This window comes from Nocardia sp. NPDC050717, from assembly GCF_040654275.1.
In the GTDB taxonomy this organism is placed as follows: Bacteria; Actinomycetota; Actinomycetes; order Mycobacteriales; family Mycobacteriaceae; genus Nocardia.
This window is the reverse complement of the sequence record NZ_JBFAHR010000004.1, coordinates 98,785-120,267: the sequence shown is the minus strand read 5'-3', so window position 1 is coordinate 120,267 and position 21,483 is coordinate 98,785. Positions and strand designations below refer to the sequence as shown.

The 21,483-nt window shown below is 69.8% G+C and carries 19 protein-coding genes; 14 read left to right on the top strand and 5 right to left on the bottom strand.

Annotation, left to right across the window (positions count from 1 at the left end; all coding sequences use genetic code 11):
• Window positions 1-236 precede the first annotated feature (236 nt).
• The 7 genes from AB0H56_RS11165 (at window position 237) to gatB (ending at window position 7,649) form a co-directional block, all read left to right on the top strand.
• Window positions 237-1,145, top strand: coding sequence for a LysR family transcriptional regulator (locus AB0H56_RS11165; RefSeq protein WP_357160531.1), 909 nt, complete (start codon window positions 237-239; stop codon window positions 1,143-1,145).
• A 30-nt stretch (window positions 1,146-1,175) separates the two neighbouring features.
• Window positions 1,176-1,811: a DUF1345 domain-containing protein gene (locus AB0H56_RS11160; protein WP_357160528.1), complete on the top strand. Its 636-nt coding sequence runs from the start codon at window positions 1,176-1,178 to the stop codon at window positions 1,809-1,811.
• Between the two features lie 34 nt (window positions 1,812-1,845).
• Complete coding sequence (gene fdhD, locus AB0H56_RS11155; RefSeq protein WP_357160525.1) at window positions 1,846-2,655, top strand: formate dehydrogenase accessory sulfurtransferase FdhD; 810 nt, start codon at window positions 1,846-1,848, stop codon at window positions 2,653-2,655.
• 109 nt (window positions 2,656-2,764) lie between these two features.
• A complete protein-coding gene (locus AB0H56_RS11150; RefSeq protein ID WP_357160522.1) occupies window positions 2,765-3,649 on the top strand; it encodes a hypothetical protein in 885 nt (294 codons plus the stop codon).
• Window positions 3,650-3,677: 28 nt separating this feature from the next.
• Entirely contained in the window at window positions 3,678-4,712 is a 1,035-nt protein-coding gene (locus tag AB0H56_RS11145) for an ATP-dependent 6-phosphofructokinase (protein WP_233000009.1), read from the top strand.
• A gap of 30 nt (window positions 4,713-4,742) precedes the next feature.
• Complete coding sequence (locus tag AB0H56_RS11140) at window positions 4,743-6,122, top strand: alpha/beta fold hydrolase (protein WP_357160518.1); 1,380 nt, start codon at window positions 4,743-4,745, stop codon at window positions 6,120-6,122.
• A gap of 21 nt (window positions 6,123-6,143) precedes the next feature.
• A complete protein-coding gene (gene gatB / locus AB0H56_RS11135; RefSeq protein WP_357160515.1) occupies window positions 6,144-7,649 on the top strand; it encodes an Asp-tRNA(Asn)/Glu-tRNA(Gln) amidotransferase subunit GatB in 1,506 nt (501 codons plus the stop codon).
• A gap of 52 nt (window positions 7,650-7,701) precedes the next feature.
• Here the strand turns inward: gatB and AB0H56_RS11130 are convergent, their stop codons facing one another.
• Entirely contained in the window at window positions 7,702-8,826 is a 1,125-nt protein-coding gene (locus AB0H56_RS11130) for a PQQ-dependent sugar dehydrogenase (protein ID WP_357160512.1), read from the bottom strand.
• 90 nt (window positions 8,827-8,916) lie between these two features.
• On the opposite strand from AB0H56_RS11130, the gene AB0H56_RS11125 reads away from it, so the two are divergent.
• The gene (locus tag AB0H56_RS11125) at window positions 8,917-9,753 is read left to right on the top strand and encodes a DoxX family protein (protein WP_357160509.1); all 837 of its coding nucleotides are present in this window, start codon (window positions 8,917-8,919) and stop codon (window positions 9,751-9,753) included.
• A gap of 64 nt (window positions 9,754-9,817) precedes the next feature.
• Here the strand turns inward: AB0H56_RS11125 and ilvD are convergent, their stop codons facing one another.
• Complete coding sequence (ilvD, locus tag AB0H56_RS11120) at window positions 9,818-11,659, bottom strand: dihydroxy-acid dehydratase (protein ID WP_357160506.1); 1,842 nt, start codon at window positions 11,657-11,659, stop codon at window positions 9,818-9,820.
• 297 nt (window positions 11,660-11,956) lie between these two features.
• The gene (locus AB0H56_RS11115; protein ID WP_357160503.1) at window positions 11,957-12,694 is read right to left on the bottom strand and encodes a PH domain-containing protein; all 738 of its coding nucleotides are present in this window, start codon (window positions 12,692-12,694) and stop codon (window positions 11,957-11,959) included.
• A gap of 320 nt (window positions 12,695-13,014) precedes the next feature.
• Between AB0H56_RS11115 and AB0H56_RS11110 the strand changes: the two genes are divergently transcribed.
• The 6 genes from AB0H56_RS11110 (at window position 13,015) to AB0H56_RS11085 (ending at window position 20,491) form a co-directional block, all read left to right on the top strand.
• Complete coding sequence (locus tag AB0H56_RS11110; protein ID WP_357160500.1) at window positions 13,015-14,952, top strand: acetolactate synthase large subunit; 1,938 nt, start codon at window positions 13,015-13,017, stop codon at window positions 14,950-14,952.
• A complete protein-coding gene (ilvN, locus tag AB0H56_RS11105; protein WP_019048314.1) occupies window positions 14,949-15,452 on the top strand; it encodes an acetolactate synthase small subunit in 504 nt (167 codons plus the stop codon). The genes AB0H56_RS11110 and ilvN overlap by 4 nt, the downstream gene beginning before the upstream one ends.
• A gap of 76 nt (window positions 15,453-15,528) precedes the next feature.
• Window positions 15,529-16,530 (top strand): ketol-acid reductoisomerase, encoded by a 1,002-nt coding sequence (ilvC, locus tag AB0H56_RS11100; protein ID WP_280340439.1) that lies wholly within the window; start codon window positions 15,529-15,531, stop codon window positions 16,528-16,530.
• Between the two features lie 122 nt (window positions 16,531-16,652).
• A complete protein-coding gene (locus AB0H56_RS11095; protein WP_357160497.1) occupies window positions 16,653-18,017 on the top strand; it encodes a DUF2252 domain-containing protein in 1,365 nt (454 codons plus the stop codon).
• A 65-nt stretch (window positions 18,018-18,082) separates the two neighbouring features.
• A complete protein-coding gene (locus tag AB0H56_RS11090; RefSeq protein WP_357160494.1) occupies window positions 18,083-18,964 on the top strand; it encodes a MoxR family ATPase in 882 nt (293 codons plus the stop codon).
• Window positions 18,965-19,111: 147 nt separating this feature from the next.
• Entirely contained in the window at window positions 19,112-20,491 is a 1,380-nt protein-coding gene (locus AB0H56_RS11085; protein ID WP_357160491.1) for a VWA domain-containing protein, read from the top strand.
• A 46-nt stretch (window positions 20,492-20,537) separates the two neighbouring features.
• On the opposite strand, the gene AB0H56_RS11080 is transcribed toward AB0H56_RS11085, so the two are convergent.
• Entirely contained in the window at window positions 20,538-20,975 is a 438-nt protein-coding gene (locus tag AB0H56_RS11080) for a nitroreductase family deazaflavin-dependent oxidoreductase (RefSeq protein WP_357160488.1), read from the bottom strand.
• A 27-nt stretch (window positions 20,976-21,002) separates the two neighbouring features.
• A complete protein-coding gene (locus AB0H56_RS11075; protein WP_357160485.1) occupies window positions 21,003-21,458 on the bottom strand; it encodes a carboxymuconolactone decarboxylase family protein in 456 nt (151 codons plus the stop codon).
• Window positions 21,459-21,483: the final 25 nt, after the last annotated feature.

Sequence of the window (21,483 nt, the reverse complement as noted above, 5' to 3'; positions counted from 1 at the left end):
GAACCGGCGCCCGTGTTCCCGCCGCGGGTATGCGAACCGATGCATACTGGCGTCATGGCTGACGACAACCAGTGGTACTACTGCCTCAAGCACCGCACCGCCGAGCAGGGCAAAACCTGCTGGTACGGCGACCGGATGGGCCCCTACCCCGATCAGGCGACGGCCGAGCGCGCGCTCGGGATCGCCAAGGCGCGCAACAAGGCCGCCGACGACGAGGACGACTGACCCGGGGGCGCATGTTCCGGCAACTCGAGTACTTCGTCGCCCTCGCCAGGGAGCGCCATTTCGCGCGCGCGGCCGCGGCCTGCTACGTCTCCCAGCCCGCGCTCTCGGAGGCCATCCGCAAGCTCGAACGCGAGCTGGGCGTGCCGCTGGTGCGGCGGGGGCGGACCTTCGAAGGACTCACGCCCGAGGGCGAGCGGCTCGTCCTGTGGGCCCGCCGGATCCTCGCCGACCGTGACGCCCTCGAACACGAGGTCACCGCGCTGCGCACCGGCCTCACCGGAGACCTGCGCATCGGGGTGATCCCGGCGGCGTCGGGCACCGTCACCCAGCTGACCGACCCGTTCTGCGCCGCGCATCCGCTGGTGCGGGTGCGCGTCGAGACGAGCCTGCGTTCGCGCGACATCGTCGAACGGATCCGCCGCTTCGAGCTCGACGCGGGGATCGTCTACGCCGACGGCGTCGACACCGAGGGCCTGTCCGGTATCCCGCTCTACGAGGAGCGGCACGTCCTCGTCGCCGGCGCCGAGTTGCTCACCGGCCGCGCCGAGACGATCACCTGGACCGAAGCGCTGCAACTGCGGATGTGCCTGCTGCCCAAGGGAATGCGTGGCCGCCAGCTCATCGACAGCGCGCTGGCCGGACGCGGACTGGTCGCGGCGCCGCAGCTGGAGAGCGACTCGGTGGCCACCCTGCTCGAGCACGCGCGGACCGGCCGCTGGGCCTGTATCGTCCCGCAACCCTGGGTCTCAACCCTCGGGCCCACCGCGCGGGTCCGGGTCTTCGAGCTCGCCGACCCCGCGGTCACCGCGCGGATCGCGCTGGTCACGACGGCCGTGGAGCCCGCGTCGGTGCTCACCACCGCCCTCGCCGACACCGCCCGGGCCACCGAATTCACCCGCGACGATCGAATTCAGCTATGACACGGCAATCTTTCGGTAGGGTCCTCGGATATGAGCGCTCGATTGCCGCAATCCGCTCTCACCCGCCTGATCGTGGCGGTGCTCATCGGCCTGTCGGCCGGTCTGATCGTCGGGATCTGGACCGGGCCTCCGCTGGGTGTGCTCACCGGAATCGTCCTGGCCGCCACCGCTTTCGTGGTCTCCGGATGGCTGGTGCTGTGGCCGATGAGCGCGCAGCGCACCAGGGAGCTGGCGCGCGCGGAGGACTTCCAGCCCTTCATCGAGGAGCTGTCGGTGGTCGCGGCCGCGCTGAGCGGGCTCGTCGGCATCGTGGTGGTCCTGGTGCTGCGCAATTCCGGCTCCGGCGACATCGCCGCGGCGGCCGCGCTCGCCGGGGTGTTCATGGCCTGGGCCGCGGTGCATCTGATGTACGCGGCGCGCTACGCCTTCATCTACTACCAGGAGCCGACGGGCGGGATCGATTTCAACATCAAGGCCGAGCCCAGCTACCGCGACTTCTTCTACTTCAGCTACAACCTCGGCATGACCTACCAGGTCTCCGACACCAACGTCACCGACGAGACCATCCGTGCCGTCGCGTTACGGCACTGCCTGCTGTCGTACGCTTTCGGCACGGTCATCCTCGCGACGACGATCAACCTCGTCGCCGGTTTCGCGACCGGCTGAGGCGAGCCCGCCACCGAACCGATCGGCAGCCCAGATGAGCAGAGTCACCGCACGGCGCAAGACCACCCGGCTGTCGCCGACCGGCCGCATCCAGCGACCCGACACCCTCGCCGTGGAGGAACCGCTGGAGATCCGCGTCGACGGGCAGTCGCTCACGGTCACCATGCGCACCCCCGGCGACGACATCGATCTGGTGCACGGATTCCTGTTCGGCGAGAACATCATCGGCTCCGCCGACGACCTCGTCACCGCCCGCTACTGCGCCGGGACCGACGAGAACGGCCGCAACACCTACAACGTGCTCGACGTGCGCCTGCGCACGCCGGTGCCGCTGCACACCCGCAACTTCCTCACCACCGGCGCCTGCGGGCTCTGCGGCAAGACCGCGCTCGACGAGGTGCGCACCCACACCCGTTACCCGATCCGGCCCGACTCCGGCACGGTCGCGATCGACACCCTGGCCGAGCTGCCGGGGAAGCTGCGCGCGGGCCAGAAGCTGTTCGAGGCCACCGGCGGGCTGCACGCCGCCGGCCTGTTCACCACCGACGGCGCCCTGCTCGCGCTGCGCGAGGACATCGGCAGGCACAACGCCGTCGACAAGGTGATCGGCTGGGCGGTGCGCGAGCACCGGATCCCCGCCGCCGAGCTGATGCTCGTGGTGAGCAGCCGGGCCTCTTTCGAGCTCGCGCAGAAGGCCGTCATGGCGGGCATCCCGATCCTGGCCGCGGTCTCGGCGCCGAGCTCACTCGCGGTCGACCTGGCCGCGGAGTCCGGGCTGACCCTGGTGGGGTTCCTGCGCGGGGAAACGATGAACATCTACTCGGGTGAACACCGTCTGACCTGAGCGTTTCGTACTCGCGGTGGGCGATCGGCAATACTGCCCAGTACGGTGTCGGGATCGCCAACCCGGCGCCGAAGCCCGGGGGAGTCTAGAAACGAAGATGCTTCACATGATGACGAAAGATCGGCGTCCGGTCCGGACCGCGCTCGCCGCGCTGCTGGGGACCCTCGCCCTGCTCACCGCGAGCTGTGGCGACGATCCGAAGCCCGCGCCGACTCAGCCCACCAGGACGAGCGCCGCCGCGGTGGATCCGGGCGGGGGCGCCGGAAGCTTCTCGATCGCGCTCCCCGGCAGTCTGGCCGCCGATTTCGCCACCCTGCAGCAGGGTTTCCGCGGCAGCGTGGGGCTGGCGATCATGCCGGTCGGCGGCGAGAAGATGGTCACCTTCGGCAGCTGGACCACCGGACCCGCCTGGTCGACGATCAAGGTGCCGCTGGCCATCGCCGCGCTGCGCAACAACGCCGGCTACAGCGCCACCGCGAGCTCGGCCATCACCGCCTCCGACAACGGCGCCGCCGACACGCTGTGGCAGTCGCTCGGCTCCGGCGCCGACGCGGCCGCGGCCGTGGAGGGCGTGCTGCGCGAGGGCGGCGACACCAAGACCACCGTGCCCACCCAGCGCACCCGCGCCGACGCCTCGATCTACGGTCAGGCCGAATGGACGCTGGCCGATCAGGTGCGCTTCGCCTCGCGGCTGCCGTGCCTGGCGCAGAGCCAGCGCGTGGTCGGGCTGATGCAGCAGATCGTGCCGAGTCACCGGTGGGGACTCGGCGCCTTCACCAGCGCGGAATTCAAGGGCGGTTGGGGCCCGGATCCCGCGGGCAAGTACCTGGTCCGCCAGTTCGGGCTCATCGATTCGCCCTCGGGCCGGATCGCGATCGCCTTCGCCGCGCAACCGGATTCGGGCTCGTTCAACGACGGCATGACCATGCTCGACAAGATGGCGACGCTGGTCTCGGGCCACCTGGACGAACTGGCCGGAGGTCACTGCGCCTGAACGCCGCCGGTGCGGCAAGATGAACGCCATGCGCATCGGAGTCTTGACCGGAGGCGGAGACTGTCCAGGGCTGAACGCGGTGATCCGGGCGGTGGTCCGGACCGCGAACGGCCGCTACGGCGACGCGATCGTCGGCTTCGAGGACGGTTGGCGCGGCCTACTCGAGGACCGCAAGATCCGCATCCACAACGACGACCGCACCGACCGGCTGCTGGCCAAGGGCGGCACCATGCTCGGCACCGCGCGCACCAATCCGGATGTGCTGCGCGCCGGGCTGGGCCGCATCCAGCAGACCCTCGACGACAACGGCATCGACGCGCTCATCCCGATCGGCGGCGAGGGCACGCTGACCGCGGCGAGCTGGCTCTCCGACGAGGGCGTGCCGGTGGTCGGCGTGCCCAAGACCATCGACAACGACATCGACTGCACCGACGTCACATTCGGCCACGACACCGCCCTGTCCATCGCCACCGAGGCCATCGACCGCCTGCACACCACCGCCGAATCGCATCAGCGCGTGATGCTCGTCGAGGTGATGGGCCGCCATGCCGGCTGGATCGCGCTCAACTCCGGCATCGCCGCGGGCGCGCACCTGACCCTGGTGCCCGAGGAGCCCTTCGACGTCGCCCAGGTGTGCGCGATGATCAAGAGCCGCTTCCAGCGCGGGGACAAGCACTTCATCTGTGTGGTCGCCGAAGGCGCCCATCCCGCACCCGATTCCGGGTTCGCGCTGCGCGAGGGCGGCATCGACGAATTCGGGCACGAACGATTCACCGGGGTCGCCCAGCAGCTCGGGTCCGAGATCGAACGTCGCATCGGCAAGGAGGTCCGCACCACGGTGCTCGGCCACGTGCAGCGCGGCGGCAGCCCGACACCCTACGACCGCATCCTGGCCACCCGGTTCGGCGTGCACGCGGCGGAGGCCGTGCACGCCGGGCACTTCGGTCAGATGGTCGCCCTGCACGGCACGGCCATCGGCCTGGTGCCGCTCTCGGAGGCCACCAAGCAGCTCAAGCGGGTGCCCGCCGAACGGCTCAGCGAGGCGCAGGCCTTCTTCGGCTGAGATGTCGGTGCGGGTCGGTACCGTGGCGGTATGCGCCCCGGTCGAGTGATCGTCACGGTTCTGTTCGTTGTCGCCGCGTTGGTGGCGGGCTGCTCGGGATCCTCGGACGAGCAGACCGCCCCGGCGGTCCTCGGGCCATGGCACGGTGATCTCACCGCCGGCGGGCAGGCCGTCTCGATCGGGGTGAGCTTCGCCGCGGACGGCTCGGCCACCATCGACATCCCGGTCCAGGGTGTGCGTGCCGCACCGTTGAAAGACGTACGCACCGAGCCGGATCGGGTGGAGTTCGCCATGCCCGACGTGCCGGGCGATCCGAAGTTCCACGGCAAGCTCGAGGGCGAGCAGCTCACCGGTGAGTGGGTGCAGTCGGGCCAGAGCGCGCCGCTGGTGTTCACCCGCGGTCCGGTCGCGGGCACCAGCAGGCCGCAGGATCCGGTGCCGCCGTACCCGTACCGCAGCGAGGACGTCAGCTATGCCAGCGGCGATGTCACCATCGCGGGCACCCTCACCGAACCCGAAGGCGCAGGGCCGTTTCCGGCGATGCTGCTGATCACCGGCAGCGGCCCGCAGAACCGCGACGAGGACCTGATGGGTCACCGTCCGTTCCTGCTGCTGGCCGACACCTTCACCCGCGCCGGATACGCGGTCCTGCGTGTCGACGACCGCGGCGTCGGCGGGACCAGCGGAAACCTCGACCAGTCCACCTACGACGACCTGGCCGACGACGCCGCCGCCGGGGTGTCCTTCCTGCGGGCCCGCCCCGAGATCGACCCGGCGAAGGTGGGTCTGTTCGGGCACAGCGAGGGCGGGTACCTCGCGCCGCTGGTCGCCGCGCGTCCCGACAGCGGCGTGGCCTTCACCGTGCTGATGGCGGGCCCGTCCGTGGTGGGCGGTGATGTGCTGATCGAGCAGAACAAGATCATCATGGCCGCCGAGGGCGCGCCCCAACCCGACATCGACGCCCAGATCGACTACCTCACCCGCTGGACCGGCCTGCTGCGCGCAGGCGACACCGCGGGCGCGAAGGCCTACGCCGAGCAGCACAACCAGGCCCAGCCCGCGGACAAACGCGCACCGCAGGAAGCCATCGACTCGTTCAGCACCCCGTACATGGCCTCGTTCATCACCTACGACCCGAAGCCGGCGCTGGAGGCGCTGCGGATCCCGGTGCTCGCCTTCTTCGGCGGCAAGGATCTGCAGGTGCCCGCGGCCCAGAACGAGGGGCCGATGCGGGCGAATCTCGCCGGCGCCCCCGACCCGACCGTGCACACCTTCCCCGACGTCAACCACCTGATGCAGCCGACCGAGACCGGCAAGCCCAGCGAATACGCCACCATCGAGACCACCATCGACCCGGCCGTGCTCGCCTACGTCACCGACTGGCTCACCCAGCACATCCCGGCCCGGTAGGGCTTACCTAGACTGAGGGCCATGAGCGCACCCACGGTCGAGTTGATGGATTACGCCGATGTCATCTCCCGGTACGAGCCGGTGCTCGGCATGGAGGTCCACGTCGAGTTGTCCACGGCGACCAAGATGTTCTGCGGTTGCCCCACCGAGTTCGGCGCCGAACCCAATACCCAGGTGTGCCCGGTGTGCCTCGGCCTGCCCGGCTCGCTGCCGGTCGTCAACGAGAAGGCCGTCGAGTCGGCCATCCGGATCGGCCTCGCGCTGAACTGTTCGATCACCCCGTGGGGGCGCTTCGCGCGCAAGAACTACTTCTACCCGGATCAGCCGAAGAACTACCAGATCAGCCAGTACGACGAGCCGATCGCGACCGAGGGCTACCTCGATGTCGTGCTCGACGACGGCTCCACCTTCCGGGTCGAGATCGAGCGCGCGCACATGGAGGAGGACACCGGCAAGTCGCTGCACGTGGGCGGCGCGACCGGGCGCATCCACGGCGCCAGCCACTCGCTGCTCGACTTCAACCGGGCCGGGGTGCCGCTGATCGAGATCGTCACCAAGCCGATCACCGGCGCCGGTGAACGCGCGCCCGAGGTGGCCCGCGCCTACGTCACCGCGCTGCGCGAGGTGCTGCGCTCGCTGAATGTCTCCGACGTGAAGATGGAGCAGGGCTCGCTGCGCTGTGACGCCAACGTCTCGCTGATGCCGATCGGCGCCAAGGAATTCGGCACCCGCACCGAGACCAAGAACGTGAACTCGCTCAAGAGCGTCGAGGTGGCCGTGCGCTACGAGATGCGCAGGCAGGCGGCCGTGCTCACCGCGGGCGGCGAGATCGTGCAGGAGACCCGCCACTTCAACGAGGCCGACGGCTCCACCTCCGCGGGTCGCCGCAAGGAGACCGCCGAAGACTACCGCTACTTCCCCGAGCCGGACCTCGAACCGGTCGCCCCGTCCGCCGACTGGGTCGACGAGCTGCGCGCCACCATCCCGGAGTACCCGTGGCTGGTCCGCGCGCGCATCCAGGCCGAGTGGGGTCTGTCCGACGAGGTGATGCGCGACCTGGTCAACGCGGGTGCGCTCGACTTGATCATCGCCACCGTCGAGGCGGGCGCCCCGGCCAACGAGGCGCGCTCCTGGTGGGTCGCCTACCTGACCGAGAAGGCCAAGGAGCGCGAGGTCGCCCTCGCCGACCTGCCCATCACGCCCGCCCAGGTGGCCGCGGTGATCGGGCTGGTCGAGGCGAAGACGGTCAACAACAAGGTCGCCAAGCAGGTCGTCGATTTCGTCCTCGCGGGCGAGGGCGAGCCGGCCGCCATCGTCGAGGCCAAGGGCCTCGGCATGGTCAGCGACGACTCCGCCCTGCAGGCCGAGGTCGACAAGGCACTGGCCGCCAACCCCGACATCGCCGAGAAGATCCGCTCCGGCAAGGTCCAGGCCGCGGGCAAGATCGTCGGCGACGTCATGAAGGCCACCCGCGGCCAGGCCGACGCCGCCAAGGTCCGCGAACTCGTCCTGGCCGCCTGCGCGTAGACGGACGCGAAATCGCCCCCCACCGGAACCCGGTGGGGGGGCGATCGCTTTCCTAGTCCGGGCCGCCCGCGCCGCCCTGTGGGGGCGGAATGCGGACGACGCGGTCGTCGAATTCGCCTGGCTCGCCGTCGGTCTTGTTGATCGTGGTCACCCAGACGCTGCCGTCGGCGCCCGCTGTGGCGCCGAGGAGCTTGCCGTACTTGTCCTGGGCGATCAGGGTGGGGGCGGTGGTCACGGCGAAGGTGTTGGCGTCGGCGCCGACCGCGGCCAGGGCCTTGCCCTCGCTCAGCGCGACCGCGACACCGTCACCGGTGGCGGTGCACCCGCCGACGCCGGGCCGGTCGGGCCAGGTCCAGGAGACGGTCAGCGCGCCGTCGGTGCCCAGGTGCTGGAGCCGGTCCTCGGCGGCGGTGCGGTCGGTGACCCACATGCCGTTCTTGCCGTCGCGGCAGATGTCGCCCGCGGTGCCGATGCCCGAGGCAACCACCTGCGGGGTGTTGGTGCCCGACGAAGGTGATTCCAGCCGAAGCAGTTTGCCGCCGAGCGAGCCGGGATCGGCTGCGGCGCCGGGGTTTCCGGCATCGCCGGTGAGCACCATCAACTGGGTCGGGGTGGCCCACTCGATGGCACCGCGATTGCCGGTGGCGCCCTTGGGAATTCCGGTGAGGATCTCCTTGGGCGCGCCGCCGTTCTTCGACAGCCGGACGACCCGGTTGTCGCTGCCGGTGGTGATGTAGGCGTACATCAGCCCGTCCTCGCCGAAGGTGGGCGAGAGCGCGATGTCGGAGATGCCGCCGTCGCCGGACCCGTCGACCGCCACGCTGGCGACCTCCACCGGCGCGGGCTGCGGCGTGCTCGCGTCGACCGGGGTGACCTGCAGGATGCGCCCCGTCTTGCGCTCGGCGACGAGCGCGCCGTCGCCGAGCGGGATCAGCCCGCCACCGGAATCCAGACAGGTGGCGATCACATTCGGATCGGGATCGATGCACGGCCCGGTCGGGCGCGGCACCTGCGAGGGGGAGTCCTCGGGCTTCTTCGGCTGCGCGTCGGACCCACCCAGCGACGGTTCGGTGGTGAACGGACTCGACGCCGACTCGTCGAACCGGGCGCAGCCGGCGACCAGCACGGCGCCCAGCGTCAAGCCGACTACCACGCGTCCCGCGAAAACCGAACTCATGCGACAGACGTTACCGGCACTCGCGTGGGCCGGACACGCCTGATCCGGGGAAGGGCAGCACTGGGCGGCGCCACGTCCTATGGTGAGTCGGTGAGCGTGAAGCCGAATGACACACCCGACGCCGACGGGTCGTCGCAGCCCGGACCCGCCGCGTCGTCGGCGGGGCAGCCGGTGACCAGCCCGTACGATTCGCCGACCACGCAGATGCCGAAACCGGATCTGCACAAGGACATTCCACGCACCGACGAGGACCTCGGCCTCGACCCCGGCGACGAGGTGCCCACCGCGGGCGACGTGGACGCCGACGGCGGCTACGGCTACGCCTCGATCCCGCCCGCGGCCGCCGCCTCGGCGGGCTCGGTGCGGCTGCAGCGCCGCAACCGCGAAGCCCGCCGCGGCACCCTCGACCTCGGCCTGTTCGTGCTGCGCCTGGTCGTCGGCTACACCTTCATCTACCACGGCCTGCAGAAGCTGACCGGCTGGTTCCACGGTCCCGGCCTCGACGGCACCAAGACGATGATGGAAAGCGGCGGCTGGGATTACCCGACGTTGTCGGCGGCCCTGGTGATCGCGGGTGAGCTGGGCGGCGGCATCCTGCTGGTCCTCGGCCTGGCCACCCCGCTCGCCGCAGGCGCCGTGCTGGCGACGATCCTCACCGCGTGGATGTGGAAGCAGGGCATGGTTCCCGGCTTCCAGTACAACGCCGCGACCCCCACCGGTGTCGAGATCGACACCATCCTGGTCGGCGCGGCGGCGGCGATCATCCTCACCGGTCCGGGTCGCTGGTCCTTCGACCGCGGCCGCGGCTGGGCGACGCGCCCCGCCTACGGCTCCTTCACGGTGATCCTGCTGGCGATCGCCGCCGCGATCGCGGCCTACTGGTTCCTCCACGGCGGCAACCCGTTGACGGGCATCGGCCCCTTCTGATCCACCCAGACGAACGGCGTCCCGCGCAGTCGAGGGACGCCGTTCGTGCTGTTCGGTCGAAGAGTTACGGCACCTGGCGGACCGCGCCCTTGTCGGCCGACGTGGCGAGCGCGGCGTAGGCGCGCAGTGCGGTGGTGACCGGGCGCTCGCGGTTCAGCGGCTGCCACGGACGTTCGGAGGCGTCCATCTTCGCGCGGCGCTCGGCGAGCACCTCGTCCGACACCAGCACCTCGAGGGCGCGGGTGTGCACGTCGATGCGGATGCGGTCGCCGTTCTCGATCAGGCCGATCACGCCACCCTGGGCGGCCTCGGGGGAGATGTGCCCGATCGACAGGCCGGAGGTGCCGCCGGAGAAGCGGCCGTCGGTGATCAGCGCGCACACCTTGCCCAGGCCCGCGCCCTTGAGGAACGCCGTGGGGTGCAGCATCTCCTGCATGCCGGGACCACCCGAGGGGCCCTCGTAGCGCACGACGATCACGTCACCGGCCTGGATCTTCTTGCCCAGGATCATCGACACCGCCTCCTCCTGCGACTCGACCACCACGGCCGGGCCCTCGAAGGTGAAAAGGTCCTCGTCGATGCCCGCGGTCTTGAGGATTGCGCCGTCGGGCGCGATGTTGCCGCGCAGCACGCACAGCCCACCCTCGACGGTGTAGGCGTGCTCGAGGTCGCGGATGCAGCCACCCGCGGCGTCGGTGTCCAGCGAGGACCAGCGGTTGCTGGTGGAGAACGGCTCGACGGTGCGCACGCCACCGGGCGCGGCGTGGAACAGCTCGAGCGCCTCGTCGGAAGCCTTGCCGGAGCGGATGTCCCAGGTGTCGAGGAACTCCGCGTAGTCGGCGGTGTGCACGGTGGACACGTCCATCTCGAGCAGGCCGGCGCGGCGCAGCTCGCCGAGGATGGCGGGGATGCCACCGGCGCGGTGCACGTCTTCCATGTGGTAGTCCGAGTTCGGCGACACCTTCGACAGGCACGGCACCCGGCGGCTGATCTCGTCGATGGTGGCCAGATCGAAGTCGATCTCGCCTTCCTGCGCGGCGGCGAGGGTGTGCAGCACGGTGTTGGTGGAACCGCCCATGGCCACGTCGAGGGCCATCGCGTTGCGGAAGGCCTTGGCGTTTGCGATGTTGCGGGGCAGCACCGAGGCGTCGTCGTCGCGGTACCAGCGGGTGGCGATGTCGACGATGACGGTGCCTGCCTTCTCGAACAGCGCGCGGCGCGCCGAGTGGGTGGCCAGCGTGGAGCCGTTGCCGGGCAGGGCAAGGCCGAGCGCCTCGGTCAGGCAGTTCATCGAGTTGGCGGTGAACATGCCCGAACACGAACCGCAGGTCGGGCAGGCCGAGCGCTCGACCTCGTCGAGACCGTCCTCGGACACGGCCTGGTTCGCGCTCGCGGAGATCGCGCTGACCAGGTCCAGCGGGGCATGCGCGACGCCGTCGACGACCACGGCCTTGCCCGCTTCCATCGGACCGCCGGAGACGAACACGGCCGGGATGTTGAGCCGCATGGCCGCGTTGAGCATGCCGGGGGTGATCTTGTCGCAGTTGGAGATGCAGACGAGGGCGTCGGCGGTGTGCGCGTTGGCCATGTATTCGACCGAGTCGGCGATGATCTCGCGCGAGGGCAGCGAGTACAGCATGCCGCCGTGGCCCATCGCGATGCCGTCGTCGACGGCGATGGTGTGGAACTCACGCGGGACGCCGCCCGCGGCGCGCACGGCCTCGGCGACGATGTCGCCCATGTTCTTGAGGTGCACGTGGCCCGGCACGAACTGTGTGTAGGAGTTCGCGATCGCCACGATCGGCTTACCGAAATCGGAGTCGGTCATTCCGGTGGCGCGCCAGAGGGAGCGGGCGCCCGCGGCGTTGCGGCCGATGGTGGTGGTGCGTGAACGAAGCGGTGGCATGGGGGAGTCCTCGTAGTGTCGCTGGGTGCGTCCAGGCGTGCGCGCAGGGGGCTGACCTGCGCGGCACAGTGCGAGTGCGCGGTGCGTCCGGCAACCTTGCACGTTACTCCGGCGGGCGGTGGTCGCGTCGCGCCGGTGGTGCGTGCAAGGGCGATGGAACCGGGCTCGAGGCGGGAGTGTCGCTCCGGAGGGTGTCGCCGCGGTGGTGCCGTCGGCGCGGGGTGCCCGGGTGCCGTCAGCTTACCCGCACAACAGCATCCGGCACCGTGCCGATTCCCACAGTGACCGAGCCGACGCTCAGTCCTGCTCGCCGGTGTCCTCGGTCTTCGCCTCGGCCTCGGCCCGCTCGGCCGCGCGTTCGGTCTCGATGCGCTCGGCCTCGGCCTGCTCGGCGGCGGCGAACACGTCGGGCAGGCGACCACCCGAGGCGTCGATGAGCTCACGCAGCCGGTCGTAGCCGACGGCGGGCAGCTTCACCTCGGAGTCGTCGGTCAGGCGGGCGCGCACGTACCCGCGCTTGGGGATGCTGATGCCCTTGACCTGCGCCCAGTCCAGGTGCTTCGAGCCGAACATCGAGCTCAGGTCGAGCCCGGCGGCGGAGATCGTGGTGTGCGTCCTGACCACCCAGAAGATCGCGATCACCGGGGCCAGCAGCAGCCACCACAGCCCGACCGGCCAGCCGACGAACGGGAAGAACACGCAGAACGCCAGCACCAGCACGCCGATGTAGGCGAGCTTGGGAACGCCGATCACGTGCACGCCCGGCGTCGGGGTGCTCGCCTTGCGCGGCACCAGCAGCCAGACGATCACCGCGGCGGGCACGATCAGCCCGATCCGCAGCCCGAGCGACCAGCCCTGGACGGTGCCGACGACGACGAAGATCAGGTACGCGAGCACCACCGCGCCGATGGCGGCGAGGCGCCCCGGTCCGGCGCCACGCAGGCCGCCGGGCCGCGTGGGGCGACCCGTATCGGTTCCCGCGTCGGTGGTGTGGGACGATTTAGCCGGTGGCACGGACTGATGCGGTGATGACACCCTCCTATCCTCGCATCCTGGTACACGGACCCACGCAACCACTCGCGTCCCACATAATGGGATGCAGAGAGTAGTCTGTTTGACTCTTCGGTTCACGCGCGCATAACGTCGTGTGCGTGATCAGAAACGAGTTGCTCGTAATCGGCCGGCGCGTCCAGCGTTGAGCCTGACTATCTGAGTCGAATACGTCAGCTCGCGTTGCGACGCGCCACCCTCGAACAGCCCTGTGCTGGTCGGGGGATTTTTTATGTCAAGGCACCGCGTGTTCAGGCACACCAGTGTTGTCCGGGGTCAGAACGACAAAGTTAGGAACGAAGACGGTGAGTGCACCAACCGCACGACCCGGGCCATCGGCCCGCAGGTCAGCGCCTTCGGCCGGCCAGCCCTCCGCTGGCGGCCCGGCGACCAACCCCACCCGCCGCCAGGTCGCGCCCGAGCGCGTCACCGGCGCGCAGTCGGTGGTCCGGTCCCTCGAAGAGCTCGACGTCGACACCGTATTCGGCATTCCCGGCGGCGCGGTCCTTCCCGTCTACGACCCGCTGTTCGACTCCACCAAGGTCCGTCACGTGCTGGTGCGCCACGAGCAGGGCGCCGGTCATGCGGCGACCGGCTACGCGCAGGCCTCCGGCAAGGTCGGCGTGTGCATGGCCACCTCCGGCCCCGGCGCCACCAACCTGGTGACCCCGCTGGCCGACGCGCAGATGGACTCGGTCCCGATCGTGGCGATCACCGGACAGGTGGCGTCCAGCCTGGTCGGCACCGACGCCTTCCAGGAAGCCGACATCTCCGGCATCACCATGCCGATCACCAAGCACAACTTCCTGGTCAAGGACCCGATCGACATCCCGCGCATCCTGGCCGAGGCGTTCTACCTCGCCGCCTCGGGTCGCCCCGGCGCGATCCTGGTCGACATCACCAAGGACGCGCTGCAGGCCCAGACCACCTTCTCCTGGCCGCCGGAGATGCGCCTGCCCGGCTACCGCCCGGTGACCAAGCCGCACGGCAAGCAGGTGCGCGAGGCCGCCAGGATGATCCTGGAGGCCAAGGCGCCGGTGCTCTACGTCGGCGGCGGCGTCATCAAGTCCGACGCCTCGGCCGAGCTGCTCGAGCTCGCCGAGCTGACCGGCATCCCGGTCGTCACCACCCTGATGGCCCGGGGCGCGTTCCCCGACAGCCACCGGCTGAACATGGGTATGCCCGGCATGCACGGCACCGTCGGCGCCGTCGCGGCCCTGCAGAAGTCGGACCTGCTGATCACCCTCGGCGCCCGCTTCGACGACCGCGTCACCGGCCAGCTGGACTCCTTCGCGCCCGACGCGCGGGTCATCCACGCCGACATCGATCCGGCCGAGATCGGCAAGAACCGCCACGCCGACGTCCCGATCGTCGGCGACGCGCGTGAGGTGATCGTCGAGTTGATCGAGACCCTCAAGGCCGATCCGCAGGCAGGCGCCGCGCCGCTGCTGAACCTCACCGAGTGGTGGACCTACCTCAGCGACATCCGCGACAACTACCCGCTGGGCTGGAAGACCCCGACCGACGGTTCGCTGTCGCCGGAGTTCGTCATCGACGCGCTGGGTCGCCTGGCCGGCCCCGAGGCCGTGTACTGCGCCGGTGTCGGCCAGCACCAGATGTGGGCCGCGCAGTTCATCAAGTACGAGAACCCGCGCACCTGGCTCAATTCCGGTGGCCTCGGCACCATGGGCTACGCCGTCCCGGCCGCCATGGGCGCCAAGATGGGCACGCCGGAGAAGGAGGTCTGGGCGGTCGACGGTGACGGCTGCTTCCAGATGACCAACCAGGAGCTGGCCACCTGTGCCGTCGAGGGCGTGCCGATCAAGGTCGCGCTGATCAACAACGGCAACCTCGGCATGGTCCGCCAGTGGCAGACCCTGTTCTACGAGGAGCGCTACTCCAACACCGATCTGGGCACGCACACCCTGCGCATCCCCGACTTCGTCAAGCTGGCCGAGGCACTGGGTTGTGTCGGCATCCGCGTGGAGAAGGAAGAGGATGTCGAGCCCGCGATCCGGCAGGCGCAGGCGATCAACGACCGCCCGGTCGTGATCGACTTCATCGTCGGCAAGGACGCCCAGGTGTGGCCGATGGTCGCCGCGGGCACCAGCAACGACGAGATCATGTTCGCCCGCGGCATCCGCCCGCTCTTCGACGAGGACGAGGCGGTCGCCGAACCGGCCGTCATCCACGAGGCGATGGAGCGCGAGCAGGCGGCATTCGAGAAGGGCAACCAGGAATGAGCACAACCCACACCCTGAGCGTTCTCGTCGAGGACAAGCCGGGCGTGCTGGCGCGTGTCGCGAGCCTGTTCTCGCGCCGCGGCTTCAACATCGAGTCGCTGGCCGTCGGTGGCACCGAGATCCCGGAGATCTCGCGCATGACCATCGTCGTCACCGTCGACGATCTGCCGCTCGAGCAGGTCACCAAGCAGCTCAACAAGCTGATCAACGTCATCAAGATCGTGGAGCAGGACGCCGACGCCTCGGTGGCCCGCGAGCTGATCCTGGTGAAGGTGCGCGCCGACGCCTCGGTGCGCACGCAGGTGATCGAGGCCGTGCAGTTGTTCCGCGCCAAGGTGATCGACGTCTCGCCCGACGCGCTGACCATCGAGGCCACCGGCACCCGGTCCAAGCTGGATGCCCTGCTGCGCATGGTCGAGCCCTACGGCATCCGCGAGATCGTGCAGTCCGGTGTCGTGGCCGTCGGCCGCGGACCGAAGTCCATCACCGCGACCCGCTGAACCGACCGCAGCAACCTCCGCGATAACTTTTCCCAACCGCATTCATTCAGAAGGGACCAACCAAGTGGCAGTCGAGATGTTCTACGACGACGACGCTGACCTGTCGATCATCCAGGGCAAGAAGGTCGCCGTGATCGGCTACGGCAGCCAGGGCCACGCGCACTCGCTGAGCCTGCGCGACTCCGGCGTCGACGTCCGCGTCGGCCTGGCCGAGGGTTCGAAGTCTCGCCCGAAGGCCGAAGAGGCCGGTCTGACCGTCGGCACCCCCGCCGAGGTGTCGGCGTGGGCCGACGTGATCATGGTGCTGGCGCCCGACACGGCGCAGGCCTCGATCTTCACCAACGACATCGAGCCGAACCTGAAGGACGGCGACGCGCTGTTCTTCGGCCACGGCCTCAACATCCACTTCGGTCTGATCAAGGCTCCGGCCAACGTCACCGTCGCGATGGTCGCCCCGAAGGGCCCCGGCCACCTGGTGCGCCGTCAGTTCGCCGACGGCAAGGGCGTCCCCGCCCTGATCGCGGTCGACCAGGACCCGACCGGCGAGGGCCAGGCGCTGGCGCTCTCCTACGCCAAGGGCATCGGCGGCACCCGCGCCGGCGTCATCAAGACCACCTTCAAGGAAGAGACCGAGACCGACCTCTTCGGCGAGCAGGCCGTGCTCTGCGGTGGCACCGAGGAACTGGTCAAGACCGGTTTCGAGGTCATGGTCGAGGCGGGCTACGCCCCCGAGATGGCCTACTTCGAGGTCCTGCACGAGCTGAAGCTGATCGTCGACCTCATGTACGAGGGCGGCATCGCGCGCATGAACTACTCGGTGTCCGACACCGCGGAGTTCGGCGGCTACCTGTCCGGTCCGCGCGTCATCGACGCCGACACCAAGGAGCGCATGAAGGCGATCCTCAAGGACATCCAGGACGGCACCTTCGTCAAGCGCCTCGTCGCCAACGTCGAGGGCGGCAACAAGGAGCTCGAGGGCCTGCGCAAGCAGAACGCCGAGCACCCGATCGAGGTCACCGGCGCCAAGCTGCGCGGCCTGATGAGCTGGGTCGACCGCCCGATCACCGAAACCGCGTAAGTTCCGCGTCTTTCCCCCGAGGGGCCCGTTCGCCGTGCGCGAGCGGGCCCCTCGGGCGTTTGCCGGTGGTGGGCGCGGCGCGGATCCTTGCTGTTCGGTGACGGTAGCGCGAGACTTGCTCGATGACGAACGAGACGGTGGAGGACTTCGCGGGCGAGGCGATCGAGCTGGGGAAGGCGGCGCGGAAGCGGATCTCGCGATCGCAGCTGGGGGAGTGGGGAGCCGGGCCGAATCGCGAGGACCCGGTCGCGATCCTGGAGCGGCAGGCCGCGACCAGGGTGCCCGAACTGGTGCCGATCCGGTACGCGCGGATGCGGCAGTCGCCGTTCACCTTTCTGCGTGGTGCGCCCGCGATCATGGCCGCCGATCTGGCGCAGAGCGCGAACACCGGGCTGACCGTGCAGCTGTGCGGTGACGCCCACCTGTCGAACTTCGGCCTCTACGCTTCGCCGGAACGCAAGCTCGTCTTCGACGTCAACGACTTCGACGAGACGCTGCCCGGTCCGTTCGAGTGGGACGTCAAACGCCTGGCCGCCAGCGTCGCCGTCGCCGCCAGGGACAACGGCTGTGACGACGAGCGTGCGGCCACGGCCGTCGAGGCGGCCGCGCGCGGCTACCGCGAGACCATGCACCAGCTCGCCGAGACCGACAGCCTCACCGTCTGGTACGAACTCGTCGATGTCGATCAGGTCGCCGAACTCGTCCAGAAACCCAAGGAGCGCAGGAAGTTCGACAAGACCGTCACGTCCGCCCGGAACAAGACCAGCCTGCAGGCGCTGGCCAAGCTCACCGAACCGGACGCGAACGGGGTGCCGCGGATCAAGAACCAGCCGCCGTTGCTCGTTCCGATCGAACTGGCCGACGAGAAGGAACTCAACGACGTCTTCGGCGACTACCGGCGCAGCCTGCCCGACGAGCGGCGCACCCTGATCGATCGCTACCGGCTGGTCGATCAGGCGATGAAGGTGGTCGGTGTCGGCAGTGTCGGTACCAGGTGCTTCATCGCGCTGCTGATGGACAAGGAGTCGGGTAGTCCGCTGTTCCTGCAGGTGAAGGAGGCTGAGACCTCGGTGCTCGCGCCGCATCTGAAGCCGAGCAAGTACCACCATCAGGGGCACCGGGTCGTGGTCGGGCAGCGGTTGATGCAGTCGGCCAGCGATGTGTTCCTCGGCTGGGCCACGGGTCCGGCCGGGCGGTTCTTCTACTGGCGGCAGCTGCGCGACATGAAGGGCTCGGCCGACATCGCGGGTCTGTCCCACAGTGGGCTCGCCCGCTACGCCGCGCTGTGCGGATCGGTGCTGGCGCGGGCGCACGCCCGGACCGGTGACCGCGTGGCCATCGCCGCCTATCTCGGCACCGGTGACGGATTCGACCGGGCGATGGGCGAGTTCGGCCTGGCCTACGCGGACCAGACCGTCACCGATCGCCTGTCCCTGCTCGCGGCCATCGACTCGGGCCGGATCACCGCGGCACCGCACGCCTACTGACCGGGCCCGCGGCCGGCCCGACGTCGCGCGCCGCCGGTTCCGGTCGCCCCCTACACTGGTTACCGATGAGTAGGTTCTTTTCCTCGGTGGACCAGGTGACCGACCGGCTGAGCGCGGCCGGGTACCTGCCGTCCCTCGACATCGCGACCGCGGTGTTCCTGGCCGACCAGCTCGGTAAGCCGCTGCTGATCGAGGGTCCGGCCGGGGTCGGCAAGACCGAGCTCGCCAAGGCCGTCGCGGCCGCGGTCTCGGCCGAGCTGATCCGCCTGCAGTGCTACGAGGGCATCGACGAGGCGCGGGCGCTCTACGAGTGGAACCACGCCAAGCAGCTGCTGCGCATCACGGCCACGTCCGGCGAGGGCTGGGAGGGCACTCGCGAGCACGTGTTCACCGAGGAGTTCCTGCTGGCCCGGCCGCTGCTGGCGGCCATCCGCAACCCCGAGCCGACGGTGCTGCTGATCGACGAGCTCGACAAGGCCGACGTGGAGATCGAAGGCCTGCTGCTCGAGGTGCTGAGCGACTACCAGGTGAGTATCCCGGAGCTCGGCACGGTCACGGCGATACGCAAGCCGTTCGTGCTGCTCACCTCCAACGCGCACCGGGAGCTGTCCGAGGCACTCAAGCGGCGCTGTCTGTATCTGCACATCGACTATCCGACGGCCGAGCTGGAGAAGGCGATCATCCGGCTGAAGGTGCCGGAGCTGGACGCGGCGCTGGCCGAGCCGGTGGTGACGACAGTGAGCGCGCTGCGGCAGCTGTCGCTGCGCAAGGCGCCGTCGATCGCCGAAACCGTGGACTGGGCCAAGACGCTGGTGGCGCTGGGCACGCGGACGCTCTCGGCCGGGGTGGTGCGCTCGACGCTGGGTGTGCTGCTGAAGTACCAGTCCGACCATCGGCTCGCTGTCGAGCGTCTCGCACTGGACGGTCCCGATGACGGTCCGCGTTGAGTTCCGCGGCGATTCCGATCGCCGGCCGTGCACGCGCGCGCGCGGTGCTGATCGCCGGTCGGTGCTGGGCGCCCGGCTCGGGCGTGGGACTCACCGTCGGCCGCTCCTCGACCGGCCGCGGGCGCGAGATCTGGGCACGGTGACGTCATGACGACCGCGGCCGAGCGGATGGCAGTGCCCACCGCGGACCGGCTGGTCGATTTCGTCGGCCTGCTCCGCGAACACGGCATCCACGCGGGCCCCAGCGAAACCGTCGACGCCGCCGCCGCGATCGTGGTTCTCGGCACCGCCGACCTGGCGCTGCTGCGCTCGGGCCTGGCCGCGTGCCTGCTTCGCCGCAACGGCCAGCGCTCGGTCTTCGACCAGCTCTTCGACTTGTTCTTCGGCGGCGGCAGGCCGGCGCCGCGCCCGGGCGCCGATCCCGATTCGTTGCGCGAGCGGGTGACCGCTGCGCTGGTGGCGGGCGAGGACAACGCCGAGCTGGCCAGGGAAGCGCTCGACACCTTCGGCGCCTACGGCGGCGCGGGGGAGACCGCGGGCCGGGTGAGCGGGGCTTCCGGGGCGGGCTGGTCGTCGTATCTGACGATGAAGTCGTTACGCCCCGACGAGATCTCCGAAGAGGTCGCGCAAACACTCGGCGGCGCGGGGCAATTCGACGCCGCCGTGCACACGATCGAAGCCCGTCGACGGGTCGATCGGTTCCGCGCTGCCGTGCAGTCCGAAGCCAGGCTGCGGTCGGCCGAGCTGCGCGGTGTCGAGAACATCGCGCGCCGCGGTGTCGAAAGCTCCGGAGACAGCCTGGATTTCCTCGGCGCCCGCTCACAGGATCTGGCCGAGATGCGCCGCCTGGTGCATCCGCTGGCCCGCAAGCTCGCGACCCGGCTCGCGGTGCGCAGGAAGAAGGCGGTCCGCGGCCAGATCGACTTGCGCCGGACCTTGCGCCGCTCGATGGGTACCGGCGGCGTGCCGATCGATCCGGTCCTCCGTGCCCGCCGCCACGGTCGCCCCGATCTCGTTGTGCTGGCGGATGTCTCGGGCTCGGTCAGCGGTTTCGCCGAGTTCACCCTGCAGCTGGTGCAGGCACTCCAGGACCAGTTCAGCCGGGTCCGCAGCTTCGGCTTCGTCGACACCTGCGCCGAGATCACCGGCTACTTCACCCCGGGCGAGCCACCGGCGCCGGGCTTCGCGCGCGACATCGTGCGCGAGGCGGGGGTCACCCGGTTCGGCTCCAGCAACTACGGCGAGGCGTTCCAGGGCTTCGTCGACCGGTATCTCGACGCGGTCGGTCCGCGCACCTGTGTGCTGATTCTCGGCGACGCTCGCACGAACCGTACCGACCCGAATCTGGCGGCGCTGGAAGCGATCTCCGCGCACGCGAAGGCGGTGTACTGGCTCAATCCGGAACCGTCGCGGTCGTGGAACACCGGCGATTCCGCCGCCGAGGCCTACACCGAGGTCGTCACGATGCACGAGTGCCGCAACGTGCGTCAGCTGGCCGAGGTGATCGGCAGGCTGCTGCCGGCCTGAGACCGCGGTGAGCTGCCCCGGCCCGGACAGCTCACCATAGCGGTGGTCATCGCGACGACAGCCGCACGACCGCGTACTCGTGCTCGCTCTTGGCCTGGTACTTGCCGTAGCGCGGCTGCTCGGCGGTGATCGCGTCCCAGGCCTTCGCCCGTTCCGCACCGGTGAGCACCTCGGGCACGACCTGTCGCGGGGACTCGCCCGGCAGTTCGATGCTGGCCTGTTCGGGGTGCGCCAGCAGATTGCGCTGCCAGTCCGGGTCGCCGTTCTTGCCGCCGGAGGCGACCAGCAGCCAGGCGTCCTCGCCGCCGGGGAACCAGGAGATCGGGGTCTGGCGCGGTGTGCCGGAGCGGCGCCCGACGGTGTTGAGGATCAGCACGTTCATCCCCATGAAGGTGCCCTTGCCGTTGCGGATCTTGCGGTTCATCCTGGCGTTCATCTTGTGCTGCATCCACCGGGAGAAGCCCCCGTGCGAGGTGTCGGCCATCGGTCTGTCCTTTCTGGTGAGGGGGCCTCAGGCCCAGGCGCCCGCGATCTGGCGGGTGGTGGCGTTGAGCCGGTTGAACATGTTGGTGACGCCGATCATCAGCACGATGGACGCGAGCTGACGTTCGTCGAAGTAGCTGGCGGCCGCGTCCCAGACCTCGTCGGTGACCGCGTTGGGACGGTCGGCCATGCGGGTGGCCGCCTCGGCCAGTTCCAGCGCGGCGCGCTCCTCGTCGGTGAAGTACGGCGTCTCGCGCCAGGCCACGACGGTGGCCAGCCGCTCCTCGGACACGCCCGCCTTGCGTGCGGTCTTGGTGCCGCCGTCGACGCAGGCGCTGCAGCCGTTGATCTGGCTGACCCGCAGGTGCACCAGCTCGAGGATCTCGCCGTCGACGCCGCCGGTCTGCACCGCCTTCAGGACCTGCTGGATCGGGCCCATGGCGTCGGTGAGGACCATGGCGGGGTTCTGCATCCGGGACTGCATGATGTTCTCCTTCGTGGTGTTCTTC

What these genes read in the sequence shown, in the direction of transcription:
- AB0H56_RS11150 (WP_357160522.1), top strand. Translation starts at nt 2,765, where the DNA reads ATGACGAAAGATCGGCGTCCGGTCCGGACCGCGCTCGCCGCGCTGCTG.
- AB0H56_RS11145 (WP_233000009.1), top strand. Translation starts at nt 3,678, where the DNA reads ATGCGCATCGGAGTCTTGACCGGAGGCGGAGACTGTCCAGGGCTGAAC.
- ilvD (WP_357160506.1), bottom strand. Translation starts at nt 11,659, where the DNA reads ATGCCACCGCTTCGTTCACGCACCACCACCATCGGCCGCAACGCCGCG.
- AB0H56_RS11165 (WP_357160531.1), top strand. Translation starts at nt 237, where the DNA reads ATGTTCCGGCAACTCGAGTACTTCGTCGCCCTCGCCAGGGAGCGCCAT.
- ilvC (WP_280340439.1), top strand. Translation starts at nt 15,529, where the DNA reads ATGTTCTACGACGACGACGCTGACCTGTCGATCATCCAGGGCAAGAAG.
- AB0H56_RS11095 (WP_357160497.1), top strand. Translation starts at nt 16,653, where the DNA reads ATGACGAACGAGACGGTGGAGGACTTCGCGGGCGAGGCGATCGAGCTG.
- AB0H56_RS11090 (WP_357160494.1), top strand. Translation starts at nt 18,083, where the DNA reads ATGAGTAGGTTCTTTTCCTCGGTGGACCAGGTGACCGACCGGCTGAGC.
- ilvN (WP_019048314.1), top strand. Translation starts at nt 14,949, where the DNA reads ATGAGCACAACCCACACCCTGAGCGTTCTCGTCGAGGACAAGCCGGGC.
- AB0H56_RS11160 (WP_357160528.1), top strand. Translation starts at nt 1,176, where the DNA reads ATGAGCGCTCGATTGCCGCAATCCGCTCTCACCCGCCTGATCGTGGCG.
- AB0H56_RS11085 (WP_357160491.1), top strand. Translation starts at nt 19,112, where the DNA reads ATGACGACCGCGGCCGAGCGGATGGCAGTGCCCACCGCGGACCGGCTG.
- AB0H56_RS11140 (WP_357160518.1), top strand. Translation starts at nt 4,743, where the DNA reads ATGCGCCCCGGTCGAGTGATCGTCACGGTTCTGTTCGTTGTCGCCGCG.
- AB0H56_RS11080 (WP_357160488.1), bottom strand. Translation starts at nt 20,975, where the DNA reads ATGGCCGACACCTCGCACGGGGGCTTCTCCCGGTGGATGCAGCACAAG.
- AB0H56_RS11075 (WP_357160485.1), bottom strand. Translation starts at nt 21,458, where the DNA reads ATGCAGTCCCGGATGCAGAACCCCGCCATGGTCCTCACCGACGCCATG.
- AB0H56_RS11130 (WP_357160512.1), bottom strand. Translation starts at nt 8,826, where the DNA reads ATGAGTTCGGTTTTCGCGGGACGCGTGGTAGTCGGCTTGACGCTGGGC.
- fdhD (WP_357160525.1), top strand. Translation starts at nt 1,846, where the DNA reads ATGAGCAGAGTCACCGCACGGCGCAAGACCACCCGGCTGTCGCCGACC.
- gatB (WP_357160515.1), top strand. Translation starts at nt 6,144, where the DNA reads ATGAGCGCACCCACGGTCGAGTTGATGGATTACGCCGATGTCATCTCC.